This is a genomic window from Saccharospirillum sp. ABV4_185, assembly GCF_056159245.1.
The window spans coordinates 2,321,250-2,335,149 of sequence record NZ_JBSWUW010000001.1; the positions used below are offsets into that span (position 1 = coordinate 2,321,250).

Annotated in this window: 16 protein-coding genes; 5 read left to right on the forward strand and 11 right to left on the reverse strand. The window is 57.7% G+C overall.

Translation table 11 applies throughout. The annotated features are described in order from the left end of the window. Positions 1-30: 30 nt before the first annotated feature. Complete coding sequence (locus ACXAE6_RS10860; RefSeq protein WP_475147495.1) at positions 31-162, reverse strand: hypothetical protein; 132 nt, start codon at positions 160-162, stop codon at positions 31-33. On the opposite strand from ACXAE6_RS10860, the gene ACXAE6_RS10865 reads away from it, so the two are divergent. Further along, complete coding sequence (locus tag ACXAE6_RS10865) at positions 161-487, forward strand: DUF1820 family protein (RefSeq protein WP_475147498.1); 327 nt, start codon at positions 161-163, stop codon at positions 485-487. The genes ACXAE6_RS10860 and ACXAE6_RS10865 overlap by 2 nt on opposite strands. Before the next feature lie 136 nt (positions 488-623). Here the strand turns inward: ACXAE6_RS10865 and ACXAE6_RS10870 are convergent, their stop codons facing one another. Beyond that, positions 624-1,910, reverse strand: a complete 1,287-nt coding sequence (locus ACXAE6_RS10870) for an MFS transporter (RefSeq protein ID WP_475147500.1) — start codon at positions 1,908-1,910, stop codon at positions 624-626. A 162-nt stretch (positions 1,911-2,072) separates the two neighbouring features. On the opposite strand from ACXAE6_RS10870, the gene ACXAE6_RS10875 reads away from it, so the two are divergent. The 4 genes from ACXAE6_RS10875 (at position 2,073) to ACXAE6_RS10890 (ending at position 6,880) form a co-directional block, all read left to right on the forward strand. Next, on the forward strand, positions 2,073-2,852 hold the full coding sequence (locus ACXAE6_RS10875; protein ID WP_475147506.1) for a glucosaminidase domain-containing protein: 780 nt from the start codon (positions 2,073-2,075) through the stop codon (positions 2,850-2,852). A gap of 67 nt (positions 2,853-2,919) precedes the next feature. Further along, positions 2,920-3,534, forward strand: a complete 615-nt coding sequence (locus ACXAE6_RS10880; RefSeq protein WP_475147510.1) for a riboflavin synthase subunit alpha — start codon at positions 2,920-2,922, stop codon at positions 3,532-3,534. 14 nt (positions 3,535-3,548) lie between these two features. Beyond that, the gene (locus ACXAE6_RS10885; RefSeq protein WP_475147515.1) at positions 3,549-4,013 is read left to right on the forward strand and encodes a GNAT family N-acetyltransferase; all 465 of its coding nucleotides are present in this window, start codon (positions 3,549-3,551) and stop codon (positions 4,011-4,013) included. A gap of 38 nt (positions 4,014-4,051) precedes the next feature. After that, the gene (locus tag ACXAE6_RS10890) at positions 4,052-6,880 is read left to right on the forward strand and encodes an FAD-binding and (Fe-S)-binding domain-containing protein (RefSeq protein ID WP_475147520.1); all 2,829 of its coding nucleotides are present in this window, start codon (positions 4,052-4,054) and stop codon (positions 6,878-6,880) included. Positions 6,881-6,894: 14 nt separating this feature from the next. Here the strand turns inward: ACXAE6_RS10890 and ACXAE6_RS10895 are convergent, their stop codons facing one another. The 9 genes from ACXAE6_RS10895 to ACXAE6_RS10935 all read right to left on the reverse strand — a co-directional run bounded on the left by ACXAE6_RS10895 (position 6,895) and on the right by ACXAE6_RS10935 (position 13,900). Then, complete coding sequence (locus ACXAE6_RS10895; protein WP_475147523.1) at positions 6,895-7,536, reverse strand: ChrR family anti-sigma-E factor; 642 nt, start codon at positions 7,534-7,536, stop codon at positions 6,895-6,897. Continuing rightward, positions 7,533-8,111: a sigma-70 family RNA polymerase sigma factor gene (locus tag ACXAE6_RS10900; RefSeq protein WP_475147527.1), complete on the reverse strand. Its 579-nt coding sequence runs from the start codon at positions 8,109-8,111 to the stop codon at positions 7,533-7,535. The genes ACXAE6_RS10895 and ACXAE6_RS10900 overlap by 4 nt, the downstream gene beginning before the upstream one ends. Positions 8,112-8,241: 130 nt before the next feature. Further along, positions 8,242-8,775, reverse strand: coding sequence for a ribosome biogenesis factor YjgA (gene yjgA, locus ACXAE6_RS10905; RefSeq protein WP_475147530.1), 534 nt, complete (start codon positions 8,773-8,775; stop codon positions 8,242-8,244). 55 nt (positions 8,776-8,830) lie between these two features. Then, the gene (mgtE, locus tag ACXAE6_RS10910) at positions 8,831-10,189 is read right to left on the reverse strand and encodes a magnesium transporter (protein ID WP_475147533.1); all 1,359 of its coding nucleotides are present in this window, start codon (positions 10,187-10,189) and stop codon (positions 8,831-8,833) included. A gap of 111 nt (positions 10,190-10,300) precedes the next feature. Further along, positions 10,301-10,570, reverse strand: a complete 270-nt coding sequence (locus ACXAE6_RS10915; protein WP_392804247.1) for an HPr family phosphocarrier protein — start codon at positions 10,568-10,570, stop codon at positions 10,301-10,303. Further along, the gene (gene rapZ, locus ACXAE6_RS10920; RefSeq protein WP_475147537.1) at positions 10,567-11,439 is read right to left on the reverse strand and encodes an RNase adapter RapZ; all 873 of its coding nucleotides are present in this window, start codon (positions 11,437-11,439) and stop codon (positions 10,567-10,569) included. The genes ACXAE6_RS10915 and rapZ overlap by 4 nt, the downstream gene beginning before the upstream one ends. A 5-nt stretch (positions 11,440-11,444) precedes the next feature. Further along, positions 11,445-11,900 (reverse strand): PTS sugar transporter subunit IIA, encoded by a 456-nt coding sequence (locus ACXAE6_RS10925; RefSeq protein WP_475147539.1) that lies wholly within the window; start codon positions 11,898-11,900, stop codon positions 11,445-11,447. A 2-nt stretch (positions 11,901-11,902) separates the two neighbouring features. Then, on the reverse strand, positions 11,903-12,208 hold the full coding sequence (gene hpf, locus ACXAE6_RS10930; protein ID WP_108162703.1) for a ribosome hibernation-promoting factor, HPF/YfiA family: 306 nt from the start codon (positions 12,206-12,208) through the stop codon (positions 11,903-11,905). Positions 12,209-12,355: 147 nt separating this feature from the next. Continuing rightward, on the reverse strand, positions 12,356-13,900 hold the full coding sequence (locus ACXAE6_RS10935; protein WP_475147542.1) for an RNA polymerase factor sigma-54: 1,545 nt from the start codon (positions 13,898-13,900) through the stop codon (positions 12,356-12,358).

The window sequence follows — 13,900 nt, forward strand, 5'->3', positions numbered from 1 at the left end:
GTGCATCTTGGGGGCGGCGATTATACGCCTTCATCGGTTCAGACCCAACCATCGATTGTGATGCTTTTTGGCGGGTTCAGCCTGGCTTTGCTTGGCATTGAATACCGGCATCAGAGCATCCATATTGAGCGCAATTCCAAACCTATCGAAACGAGATTGCATGACCACGCCCCAAGCCATTTACCGTGTCTCCTTTATCAACCAGGACAAGGTTTACGAGATTTATTGCGCGCGCATCTTTCAAAGCGAACTCTATGGTTTTATCGAAGTCGAGGAACTGCTGTTCGGTGAGCGCAGTCAGGTATTGGTCGATCCGGGCGAAGAGCGGTTGCAAAAGGAATTCCATGGCGTGAAACGCAGTTTTATTCCGATGCACGCCATCGTGCGTATCGATGAAGTGGAGAAAGAAGGTGCCGCCCGCATTCGCGACAGCAAAGGCGGGCCGGTGATTCAGTTTCCGGCCAGTGGTCCGCGGCGTTCTGAATAACCGCGGTCTTTACCGGAAGTTGCCAGTATCCGGCTGGAACTCGATCCCGGCCGGACTATACTGATGCCAAAGAGCGCTTGTTCGAGCGCTCCGAGGCCAGGTGAGGTAAGAGCCATGTCCGCATTATTGCTTGTTATCAGTTTGATTGCGTTGGCTGCACTGATGATGGCGCCGACGTCGTCCCGGACGCTGGAACCGATTCGGTTGCCAGTTGAGGACCAGCGCCAGCACCGCCGCCCGCGCCGCTAGTCGGACGATTCCGGCCGCTGCTGACCCACAGTGCCAGCAGCGCCAGGCCGCCAACCAGCGGCACCGTTATCCAGATCAGCGTATTCCAGCCGAACTGGAACAAAAACCAGCCGGCACCGAGTGAGGCAATTGCCTGGGTGCCAAACACCAGAAAGTCATTCACCGCCTGAACCCGAAAACGTTCCTTGCCCACGTAGGTACGCGGCAGCAAGGCGGTTCCCGCCACAAACAGAAAATTCCAGCCAATCCCCAATAGAATCAGTGAGCCGCCATAGTGGCCCAAGCTACGACCGCTCAACCCGACCAGAACCATGCCCGCGTAAATCACCAGACCGGCAGCCATCAACGCCTGCGGTCCGAAGCGGCGGATCAGCGTCGCGGTAGCCAGCGACGGTAGGAACATCGCCAGAATATGCGCCTGGATCGCGCCTTTGGTCAGCGACAGGCTGTGATGATCGAACTCGTGCATGCTGATCGGCGCTGCCGTCATCACCAGGCTCATCACGCTGTAGGCCACGGCGCCGGACAATAACGCCAGCCACAACAAGGGCTGGGCCAACAGGCGTGACCAAGGGCGGCCGTCGGCGTCGGCGGACTCGGCCACCATGACCGGGTCGCGGAAGCCAAACGCCAGCAAGAAGGTGCTGACCAGTTGCAAGGCCGCCAGCAGCAGAAAAGAGCCGGCATAGGGAGCTGCTGTCAGCGCTTCACCCCGGGCGCCGGCCTCGGGTCCGACGATGGCGGCAAAAATACCGCCCAGGAGCAACCATGATACGGCCTGACCATGACGCTCAGAACTGACGCTTTCCATGGCCGCAAAGCGGTATTGGTTAACGAAAGCGATGTTAAAACCCAGGCAGGCAGTGGCCAGCAGCAGTAGCCCAAAACTGGCCTGATTGAGCGCCAGGTAACCCAGCAGGCAGCCGCAAATCGATACCGCATTGCCCGTGAGAAACCCCAGGCGGCGGCCCACCTTCTGCATCAGCAGGGAGGCGGGCAGAGTGCTCAGGGCGGTGGCGAGGATCAGTACCGCAACCGGCAAGGTGGCCAGTTCCGGGCTGGGTGCCAGGCGCGCGCCGACCAGACCACCGATCAGAATCACCAGGGGTGCGGAGGTCATGGAGAACGCCTGGGTGGCGATAAGTATCCAGAGGTTACGGGGAATGGCAGACATCAGCAGCATCCATCAAGTTAAAGCGCCAGACTAAAGCTTGCAGCGACGTTAAGGTCAAGCAAAGCGTCGGTTCCCAAGATCAAGCAAAGCGTTGGCGACTTTTTAACCGCTGCGTATAATCGCCGCGCCATTGAGCACAGACAATAACAGCCGGGAGCCTGAATGCGGGTGTTTAAACATCAAAATCTCATTGCCTTGATCGGCTCGTTGACGCTGCTGTGTCTGCCGGTGCGGGCCAATGAAGTCGCTTTGCTGGAAACCGATTTGCCGGATCTGACGCAAATCGCCGATGTCACTACCAAAAAATCGCAGTTTATCGAGTTCCTGGCGCCGCGTGTGCTGGCCGAAAATCAGCGTATTGAAGCCGAGCGCGCCTGGCTGCTGCAGATGCGTGATCAGGCTAATGCCGGCCAACCTTACCAGCCCTGGCAGCAAACCTTGCTGGTGCGGTTGGGGCGTTATTATGAAGTAGACGCCGAACCCGGTACGCGGGCTTATTTCCAGCAGATGTTGCATCGTGCCGACATCCTGCCGGTGTCCTTGGTATTGGCACAGGCCGCCAAGGAAAGTGGCTGGGGCACCAGCCGCTTTGCCACCGAGGGCAATAACCTCTTCGGTCAGTGGTGCTTCCAGACTGGCTGCGGCCTGGTGCCGTCCGGTCGACCGGAAGGGGAGCGCTATGAAGTTAAGGCATTCGACAGTGTGGCTCAGGCGGTGTCGGCTTACTTCCGCAACGTCAATACACACGAACCCTATGTGGCGCTGCGCAACATCCGTTCCGAATTGCGTTATTTATCGGTGCCGCTGGAAAGCGACACTCTGGCCTGGGGTTTGGAAAGTTATTCGGTTCGCGGCGAAGCCTACATTCGTGAATTGTCCGAACTGATTGATTACAACGATCTTAAACAACACGACCTGCCAGCCTATTACGCCCTCAATTGAGTATCCGCCTTGTGCCCATGAGGGAAAAACCGTAAAAAGGTGCCTTTGCCAGCCAAGGTGAGGTTTTATGTTCAGTGGCATTGTCCAGAATTCCGCGCCGGTGCGCATTGAGGCGCGCCATCAAGACTTATGGACGTTGTCGGTACCGCTGACCACCAAGCAGCGCGATGGTCTGACGCCGGGCGCCAGCATCGCACTCAATGGTACCTGCCTGACCGTGACTCAGATCGACAGCTCAGGCCGCGCTCACTTCGATGTCATGATGGAAAGCCTCAGAGTCACCAACCTGGGCGATCTAAACGATGGCGATCCGGTGAACGTCGAGCGTGCCGCCCGCTTTGGTGACGACATCGGCGGACATGTCATGTCCGGCCATATTCAGAGCATGGTGCCCATATTAGCGATTGAGCGGCCCACCAATAACTGTGTGGTCTGGTTTGGTATCACCCCCGAGCAGCGCCGCTATCTGTTTGCCAAAGGCTTTGTTGGCCTGAACGGTTGCAGCCTGACCATTGGTGAGGTGCTCGACGATCGGTTTAACGTCTTCCTGATTCCGGAAACCCTGAACGTCACCACCTTCGGTGAAGTGGCGGTCGGTGATCGTATCAACCTGGAAGTCGATGCTCAGACTCAGGCCATTGTCGATACCTTAGGGCGCATGCGTGCGGCGGGTGAATTGTGATTGTTGAGCAAGCCATGTCTTCGGACGTGATCTGGCAATGTGCGGCTTTTGATGAGCTGGATAGCCGGACGATGTACGCGCTGCTGGCGTTAAGAATGTCGGTGTTCGTGGTCGAGCAGAACTGTCCCTATCAGGAACTGGATGGTAAGGACCAGGGCGCCTGGCATATGCTGGGTTATCGCCAGGGACAGTTAGTGGCGACCGCTCGCATTTTGGCACCAGGCGCCAGCTACGCCGAAGCGGCCAGCATTGGTCGGGTGGTCAGCGCACCAAGCGAGCGTGGTACTGGCATCGGCCAGGCGTTGATGACGGAATCCGTGCAAGCCTGTGTGAAACTGTTCCCGGACCATCCCATCCGTATTGGCGCCCAAGCTCATCTGGATGCTTTTTACCGTCGCTTTGGTTTTGTCTCAAGCGGTGCAACCTATCTGGAAGACGGCATTCCTCACATCGAAATGACCCGCCCTGCGGGTGCATAATGAGCGACACTTTTCTTTCGGTCTAACAAGAGGTGGCCGTGGATATCCCAGCCTTCCACCAAGCGTTAACTGACCATCTTCCGGCATCGCGGTTGATCACCGACGCCGCCCGGCGTTTTGCACTGGGCACCGATGCCAGCTTCTATCGCATGACGCCTGCGCTGATTGTGCAGATCGACAACGAAGCAGAACTGCTAATCGTGCTGGAGCAGGCGCGGCGTTTTCTGGTGCCGCTGACCTTTCGTGCTGCCGGTACGTCTTTATCCGGCCAGGCGGTGACCGATTCGGTATTGGTGATGCTGACGCCCAACTGGCGCGGTTGCCGGATTGAACCTTTTGGCGAACGGGTGCACCTTCAGCCGGGTTTGATCGGTGCGCAGGCAAATCGGAAGTTGGCCTATTTTGGCCGCAAGATCGGACCGGATCCGGCCTCAATCAACGCGTGTCAGATTGGTGGTATCGTCGCCAACAACGCCAGTGGCATGTGTTGTGGCACGCGGCACAACAGCTATCACACCCTGGCCGGTATGCGTTTGATATTGGCCGATGGTGGCATTCTCGACAGTCTCAACCCGGACAGCGTGCGTGCCTTTCGGCGCAGCCACGCACGCCTGCTCAAAGGCATTACCGATTTATCGCAGCGCCTGAAGCGCAGTGAAAAACTGTCCGAGCGGGTGCGCCACAAATACCGGCTGAAGAACACCACGGGTTATGGCCTCAATGCCTTACTCGATTTCGAGGATCCGATCGACATCCTGACGCACCTGATGGTCGGTTCCGAAGGCACCCTCGGTTTTGTCAGCGAAGTCAGCCTGAATACGGTGCCCGACTGGCCGCACCGGGCGTCCGTGATGGTCGGCTTTGACAACCTGAGCCACTGCGCCGAGACAGTCAGCCAGCTAAAGGCTACACCGGTGGATGCGGTGGAGTTGCTCGACAGCCGGGCAGTGCGTGCGGTGGCGCATATGGATGGCTTGCCGGCCTTTGCCCGACGCCTGCCGGATCAGGGCGGTCTGTTATTGGTGGATGTGCGCGGTGAAACCCTCGAGCAGTTGGACTTGCATTGCCAGGCTGTTCAGGCCGTTTTGGATGGTGCAGGCGTTAATCACAGTACCGGCTTTACCCGTGATAAAGGCCGTATCGAGGCGTTCTGGACGCTGCGTAAAGGCACTTTCCCGGCGGTAGGTGCTCATCGTGCCGTCGGCACCACTGCGGTTATCGAAGACGTTGCCTTTCCTATCGAACGGTTGGCTGAAGGCGTGGCCATGTTGCAGTCGCTGTTTGATCGCCACGGCTATGAAGAGGCCATCATTTTCGGCCATGCGCTGGAAGGCAACCTGCACTTTGTATTCACCCAGGGGTTTGACGACCCTTCCGAAGTGCGCCGCTACGAAGCCTTTATGGCCGATGTGGCTAATGCGATTGCCGGTACACTGGGCGGTTCGCTCAAAGCCGAGCACGGCACCGGCCGCAATATGGCGCCTTTTGTGGAGCAGGAATGGGGCAAAGACGCCTACAAGCTGATGAAGGCGCTGAAGAAGTTGATCGATCCGCAAGGCTTGCTCAATCCCGGTGTGATCATCAATGACGATCCTCAGGCGCATCTGCAACATCTGAAATTGATGCCCCAGGCCGATCGGCTGGTCGATGCCTGTATTGAATGCGGTTTTTGCGAGCCGGTGTGCCCGTCGCGTGAGCTGACGCTAACCCCGCGCCAGCGCATCAGCTTGCACCGTGAAATGCAGCGTCAGCGGCGTGAAGAGGGCCTTGCTGACGGTTGGCAGGATCGCTTTGATCATCAGGCGATCGACAGCTGCGCCGCGACCGGTCTGTGCCAGAACCAGTGTCCGGTCGGCATCAATACCGGTGAATTGGTGCTCAAGCTGCGCGCCGAGCGCAACCATCGTTATATCCGCCTGGCGCGGGCCATGGGACGCCATTATGCGGCGCTGGCCAGTGTTACCCGGGCCGGTTTGTGGACCGCACGTTCGGTGCAGCGCCTGACCGGCCCGCAACGCCTGGAGCGTTGGTCGGCGGCTGTGCGCAAGCTCAGCGGGGGCCATACGCCGTTGTGGTTGTCGACCTTGCCGGGCCCGGCGCGGCCAGTGTACGCACCGAATCGAACCACCCGGCCGAGTGACCGTGAAGTGCTGGTGTATTGGGCGTCCTGTGTGTCCCAGACCTTTGGCGCAGCCTTGATTGATGAAAACCGTTCCAGTCTGCCCGCTGCCGTGCTCAGCGTGTTGCGCAAGGCCGGTCTGAATGTGGTGATGCCGCAGCCGACGCGTGGTCTGTGTTGTGGTCAGCCGTTTCAGTCCAAAGGCCACTTTAGCGTCGCCGAACAGCAGCGTCAGGAACTGGTGGATGAGCTCTGGGAAATTTCCAGTGGCGGACGGTTCCCGGTATTGGCCGACACCAGTCCGTGCAGTTTACGGGTACGTGAAGCGGCCAGTGAGCGCGGCATTCAGTTCTATGACAGCGTCGATTTTATCGACCGCTTCCTGCTTGATCGCTTGCATATCGAGCCCGATCCGCAGCGCGTCGCGGTACACACCACCTGCAGTGTGCAACGCCAGGGAATTGCGCCCAGTCTGACGCGGGTACTGGATAAACTGACGCCGGATTGGGTGCAACCCGACGGCATGGCCTGTTGTGGTTTTGCCGGTGACAAGGGTTTTACCCAGCCGGAATTGAATGCCTCGGCGCTGCGCGGCCTGGACGAGGCCGTCAGTGGCTGCGCCTACGGTATTTCCACCAGCCGGACCTGCGAGATCGGTTTGAGTCGGCACAGCGGCCTGACGTATTTGTCGTTGTTTGAGGTTTTGGACCGCCTGTCACAGGCGCGAGAGGAAACCGCCGCTGTTTAAAGCGGCGGCGTTGGTCAGGCTTTCAGAAAGGGATTAATAATCCAGCCCAGTGGCCCAGTCAGTTTCACTGGCGCTTCGACCACCGAGAGTATCAGGCAGTCTTCATGGGCATCGGCCTGAGGTGCATGGGTGTCTTTGCCGCTGCGACGAATAAAGTCGCCTTCGGCATAGGAGCCCAACTGATCGGAAAAACCGCCTTCGAGCACCACACTGATTTCCTCACCACGATGCTGGTGGTTGGGTACCCGGCCGCCGGCTTTCATATGATGCAGACCGATGATCAGGTCGCCGTCGTCCAGCAGACGGGTGACGCGCAGGTTTTTCATCGGTTGATTCCAGTCCAGTTGCTCCAGTGAGTCAGGCAGCAAAGCCCTGAGCGCGCGTGGAAAACGAGCGGATGCAGGGTGTTTTGCAACCGCAGCAGCTTCCGGTTCGCGCTGGATGCGATCCATCAGGCTGGCAAAAGCCGTGTCAGCAACCGGTGCCGGTGCTTGCTGTTCAAACAAGACGGCGCTGGTGCTTTCCAGTTCGCTGAGTGCCTGGCGACATTGGCTGCAGTAGTGCAGATGCACGGATATCGCGATGCTGACGCCGGCACGGCAGCTTCCGGCGGCAAACTCCACGAGTTGGTCGGGATGTGGATGCCACTGGGTCATAGGTCGAACGCCTCCAAAGAGAGTTTCAGTTTTTTCATCGCCAGGCGAACCCGGCTTTTGACGGTTCCCAGAGGTAAATCCATTTCATCGGCTACTTCCTGATGGCTTTTGTCTTCCATAAAAACTTTGGCCATGACCTGGCGCTGATCGACCGGCAGATCGGACAGGTGATTGCGCACCTGATCCTGAACGCGCGCCTGACGCACTTCGCCGAACAGGTCGGCATCGGCTTCCAGTTCCCAGATATCATCGGCGGGCAAATCGTTCTGGTGCTTGCGCAGACGGCGCAGCATATCGATGCGCTGGTTCCGAGCGATGGTGAATATCCAGGTGGAGGCGGCGGCTTTGCGACGATCGAAAGTGGCGGCTTTGCGCCAGACTGCCAGCATGACTTCCTGCACCAGTTCGTCGGGCAGATGATCGCCGCTGCGGTTCAAGCCGGAGGACAGCGCAAAGGCTTTGATCAGCGGCGCGAAATGGTTGAACAGCTGTTCGAAAGCTGCAATGTCCTGGCGTCGGGCGACTGCATCGAGACAGTCAGACCATTGCTGAGTCGCCTGGTTGGCTTCTGTCATTTTGCCTGCTTTCTTGGCTGAAAGTATCGAGATTACAGGGGCGCCTGCCATATGAGAACCTGTTGTCCGTTTGTCTGGCAGCGATTTACGTTGCTGTCGCAGTAACGGATCACCTCAGCAGGCCAGCGCTTTAGTTTTGCTCGGCCAGCGCCTCACGAATCCACTTCAGCAGTCGCTTGGTTTGCTTACCGGCATGGAGCGGGGCATCGGCTTCCTCTGACTGTTCCTTGCGCGCGGCACGCACCATGGCGCGAAAGGCCTGGCGTTCGGTGTCTGGGTGTTGCTCGAACCAGGCGGCTTCGGCGCCGCTGTCATTGAGCAGACGGCTGCGCCATTGTTCGGCCTGGTTCTGCTCGCGCAGAAAGACTTCCGACGAGGGGTCGAGTCGATCCAGCGCCAGTTGAATGCCGTCGATATCTTCGTTGCGCATCAGCTTGCCGATGTATTGCAGATGGCGACGACGGGCTTCGTTCTGGGTGACTCGACGATTCTCATCGATGGCTGCTTTGAGCGCTTCGCTGGTTGGGACGGTCGCCAACTGATCGGCGCGCAGCGTGAGCAAGCGCTCGCCAATCGCCTGCAAGCGATGCATCTCCTGTTTCATCTGGGTTTTGCTGACCCATTCGATGTCTTGGTCGTCGTGATCGTGATTGTGGTCGGACATGAGTAGCAGGGAATCTCCGCCGGGCCAGGTTCATCGCTGCTATCTAGAGCAGCTTTTAGAGCAGGAACAGGGTGGCCAGGCTCAGGAAAGTCAGGAAGCCGACGACATCGGTGATGGTCGTCAGCACGACGGTGCCGGCCAGGGCCGGGTCAATGTGCAGCGATTTTAGAAGAAAGGGCAGGGTGGCACCAGCACAGACGGCCACCAGCAGGTTAATAACGATGGCCGCAGCGATAACCAGCGCCAAGTCGGAATCCTGATACCAGCCGATGGTAATGGCGCCGATGATGCTGGCCCAGAGTACACCATTCACGGCGCCCGAACCGAGTTCCCGGCTGATCAGCCAGCCCAGGTTGTCGCGCTTAACATGGCCGGTGGCCATACCGCGGATCATCACCGTCAGCGTCTGGCTGCCGGCAATGCCGCCCATGCTGGCAACGACCGGGCTGAGCACGGCCAGGGCGACAATCTGCGCAATGGTGGCTTCGAACTGGCTCATCACTGCCGCAGCGATAAAGGCGGTCAGCATATTAATGCCCAACCAGACAGCGCGACTGCGGGTGGTGCGAATCACCGGCGCAAAAATGTCGTCTTCTTCGTCAAGGCCGGCCATGCTCATGACGGTATGGTCGGCACTGTCGCGGATCACATCGACGACGTCGTCGACGGTAATGCGGCCGAGCAGCGTGCCGGTGTCGTTGACCACTGGCGCCGACACCAGGTCGAGGCGTTCGAAGCGACGTGCTACCTGGTCTTCGTGCAAGCTGGCTGGAATGCCTTCGATGTCGTCTTTCATGATCTCACGCACCTTGGTTTGCGGTCCGTGAGTCAGCAGTTTGGTGATCGGCAAAAGCCCGACGTAGCGAAACTGGCGGTTGACCACCCAGAGTGAATCCAGGTGATCGGGCAGTTCCAGACGTCGCAGATAACGCAATACCGTTTCCACGCTGACATCGGCGCGCACCGTGATCAGGTCGGTATTCATCAGGCCGCCGGCGGTGTCTTCCGGATAGGCCAGCAAGCCTTCAACGGTTGCCCGAGCGGACGGTGGCATCAGTGACAGCACTTGATGCGTGACCGGTTCGGGAATTTGTTGCAGCAGATCGGCGAGGTCGTCGTGGTCGAGATCCTGGGTGGTTTCCAGAATCTCGTGGGCGTTCATCCGCGCCAGAAAGGCTTGTTGCAGGTCTTCATTCAGATGCGGCAGCACCGCGCCCTGGCGTTCATCGCTGAGGAAATCCCACAGCAATTCACGGATTCGGCCGGGAGACGACTCGAGAATATGGGCCAGGTCGGCCGAGGCGAGGTCTTCGTCGCAATAGCGCTGTACCCGGTCCAGATCACCCGCTTCCAACGCCTGCAACAGACCGGCGCGGTCGTAGTCGTGCTGTTCCAGGTGCGGCGTGGTTGGCATGGGGCGTCCCGGTTGCCGAGGTGAGCGATCGAGGAGGAGTGTAGCCTTTAGTTCAAAGCGTAATAAAGAGGTCGATCGGTAATCCTGAAATGAAAAACAGGCACAAGCCCGTTATTCGTCTTCGCCAAAACGATCCTGCACCAGCGCCAGAATGGCGGTCCAGGCTTCGGCTGCATCCGGGCCGTCGATTTCCACATCAAGGTCGGTGCCCTGGCTGGCGGCCAGCATCATTACTGACATGATGCTTTTGGCATCGGCTTCGCGGTCATCCTTGCTCAGCGTAATACGGCTTTCATAGTTACCCGCTACGCCGACCAGTTTGGCAGCAGCGCGAGCGTGCAACCCCAGTTTGTTGATGATGGTGAGTTGTTCTTGAATCACGCCTGATCGTTTCCCATGTCGCGGTGGCGCAGCTGAACGTTGGCGTTGCCACTGGCAAAGGTGTGATGCAGCTGCTCGGCGAGAAAAACACTGCGGTGCTGACCACCGGTGCAGCCGATTGCCACAGTGAGGTAGGAGCGCTGGTTGGCTTCGTACTGATGCAACCAGCGGTCGAGAAAGCGACGGATGTCTTCAAACATTTCGGTCACCGCCGGTGAAGCGCGCAGAAAGTTCTGAATCGGTTCGTCCTTACCGGTGAACATGCGCAGCGATTTGTCCCAATAGGGATTGGGCAGGCAACGTACATCGAACACCAGATCGGCATCACGAGGCACGCCGTGTTTGAAGCCGAACGATAAAAACTGCAAGGCGATGCCGCCGGGCTTGTCGATCAGCCGTTGCCGTACCTGGTCGCGCAACTCCTGCAACGACAAACCGCTGGTATCGATTTTCAGACTGGCCAGATTAGCCACCGGCGCCAGCAGTTCGCCTTCCACCGCTATGGCTTCGGCCAGGGATCGATCGGCATTGGTCAGCGGGTGTTTGCGCCGCGTGGCGGAGAAGCGTTGCAGCAGTATGGTTTCTTCGGCATCGAGATAAAGAATGTCCGGCTGCAGCGTTTGCGGCAGGGATTTAAGGATTGCAGGCAAGCCATTGATGGCATCGGAGGCGACCCGGGCATCGATACAGACCGCTACGTCCGGCTGGGCAGTACTGGCGGTCATCCAGTGAACCAGTTCCGGCAACAAGGCTGGTGGCAGGTTATCGATGCAATTAAAGCCAGCGTCTTCAAGCGCGTTCAGAACGGTACTCTTGCCCGACCCTGAGCGTCCGCTGATGATGACCAGCCGGAAATCGGGATGCGCCATGGCGATCAGAGGCCCTGAATAAATTGCTGATAAAGGGTCTGGCTGTCGGCGGCCTGGCGCAGTGATTTCACCAAGGCGCTGTCGTTGAATCGTTCCACCACAGCGGCCAGTAAATTGAGATGATCGTCGGTGGCCGCTTCAGGCACCACCAGCACGAACAAGAGGTCGACCGGTTTGCGGTCGGGAGATTCAAAATCGATGGCTTCGTCGAGTTTGGCGAGCGCGGCGATGGGGCGTTCAATCTGCGCCAGACGACAATGCGGTACAGCAATGCCTTGGCCTAAACCGGTGGAACCCAGGCGCTCACGGGCAATCAGCTGATCGAAAAGATCGACTTCACCAACACCATCGAGTGAAGCCGCCAAGCGTTCGGCCAGACTCTGCAGAACGCGTTTCTTGCTGACACCGAACGCGCCGGTATAGACGCGTTCGGATGAGAGGACCTGGTCCAGTTGAATCATGGTTAACGAGAGTTCCCGTGCATGCGGTCGACCGTTTTTTCTTTGTGCTTGAGCAACTGGCGGTCGAGTTTGTCAGTGATCATGTCAATGGCGGCGTATAAATCATCGTGTGCAGCATCGGCGTGCAACTGAGCCCCTTTGATGTTCAGCGAAGCTTCCGCTTTTTGCCGATTTTTTTCAATACTGAGCGTCACCTGGACGTTGCCAATCTGATCGTAGTGTCGCTCCAGTTTTTCCAGCTTGGAGGCAACATAGTCGTGCAGAGCTTCAGTAACTTCGACGTGTTGACCGCTGATGTTGACTTGCATAGTCCGCTCCTCATGCAGTGACAATGATTCAGGCCATGATGTCGGCCGGCTTCCTTGAGTGCTATCCCTGATTTCAGTCTAGCTCCTGATTCAATCTTTGCGGTGAGAGGCTGCTACTTCAAGCCTGCAGTCGTTCGAAAATCTGATCTAAATCAAACTCTTACGTTCATTTGACGGAGGTATGTGCATGGCCTCCCGGTACTTGGCAATGGTGCGTCGGGCGACCTTGATGCCCTGGTCGCCAAGCAGGGTGGCAATCTTGGAGTCACTCAGCGGTTTGCGCGGGTTTTCCGCCGCGACCAGTTTGCGAATGATGGCGCGAATGGCGGTGCTCGAACATTCGCCACCGCCTTCGGTGCTGACATGGCTGGAGAAGAAATACTTCAGCTCAAAAATACCGCGCGGTGTGTGCATGTATTTTTGCGTGGTGACGCGTGAGATAGTCGATTCGTGCATGTCGACCGCCTGCGCCACATCATGCAGCACCAACGGCTTCATCGCCTCTTCACCGTGTTCGAGAAAACCGCGCTGATGTTCAACGATATTAGTCGCCACTTTTAGCAGCGTTTCGTTACGGCTTTGCAGACTTTTTATGAACCAGCGTGCTTCCTGAAGATGATCTTTAAGGTAGGTGTTGTCGCTGGAATTATCGGCGCGTTTTACCATCGAAGCGTAGGATGCATTGACGCGCAGTTTGGGCGCGATGTCCGGATTTAACTCAACCAGCCAGCGATTGTTTTTGATGTCTTTGCGCACCATGACATCGGGCACCACATATTCGTCTTTGCCGCTTTCAATCTGGTTGCCCGGTCGCGGGTTCAGGCTTTGAATCAGCAGAATAACGTCGCGCAGGTCGTTTTCTTTTAGTCGCGTTTTGCGCATCAGTTGGGCGTAGTCGCGTGCGCCAAGCAGGTCCAAATGATCTTTGACGATCTTAAGCGCTTCCTGTCGGCTGGGGGTTTCTTCGGGCAATTGGTTTAATTGAATGCTGAGACAGTCGGACAGATCGCGGGCGCAAACGCCGGCGGGGTCGAAATGCTGAACGCGGCGCAGTACCGCTTCCACTTCGTCCATTTCCAAGGGGTCGTCTTCACTGGACAATTCTTTGTCCAGGCCTTCAAAAATTTCATCGAGGCTGGACTGCAAATAACCTTCGGCATCGACGCTTTCAATAATGGCTTCGGCGATCAGTCGATCGCGATCGGTCATGGTGGTCAGATTGAGCTGCCAGTTCAGATGATCCCAAAGCGAGTCGGTGGTGCCGTAGACGTTTTCGAAATTGAAATCGTCATCGCCGGAGGGCAAACCATGGCTGGTTGGCGTGTGGGTGTAGATGTCGTCCCAGGACGAATCAACCGCCAGATCATCCGGAATGTGTTCCTGAATTTCCATTTCCTGGCGATTGTCGGAATTGTCGATCAGAGTTTCGGCTTTGGCCCTGTCGCCATTGAGAGCATCACCATTCAGTGAATCGCCATTATGTGATTCGCTGGTGTTGGCATGGCCATGTTCGCCATCGCTGCTGTTGCCGCCGTCGTCTTCGCGAACTTCCAGCATGGGATTGGTTTCCAACGCCTCCTGAATCTCCTGTTGTAAGTCCAGGGTCGACAGTTGCAGGAGACGAATGGCTTGCTGCAGTTGCGGCGTCATCGTCAACTGCTGACTCATTTTAAGTTGTAAGGAGGTCTTCAT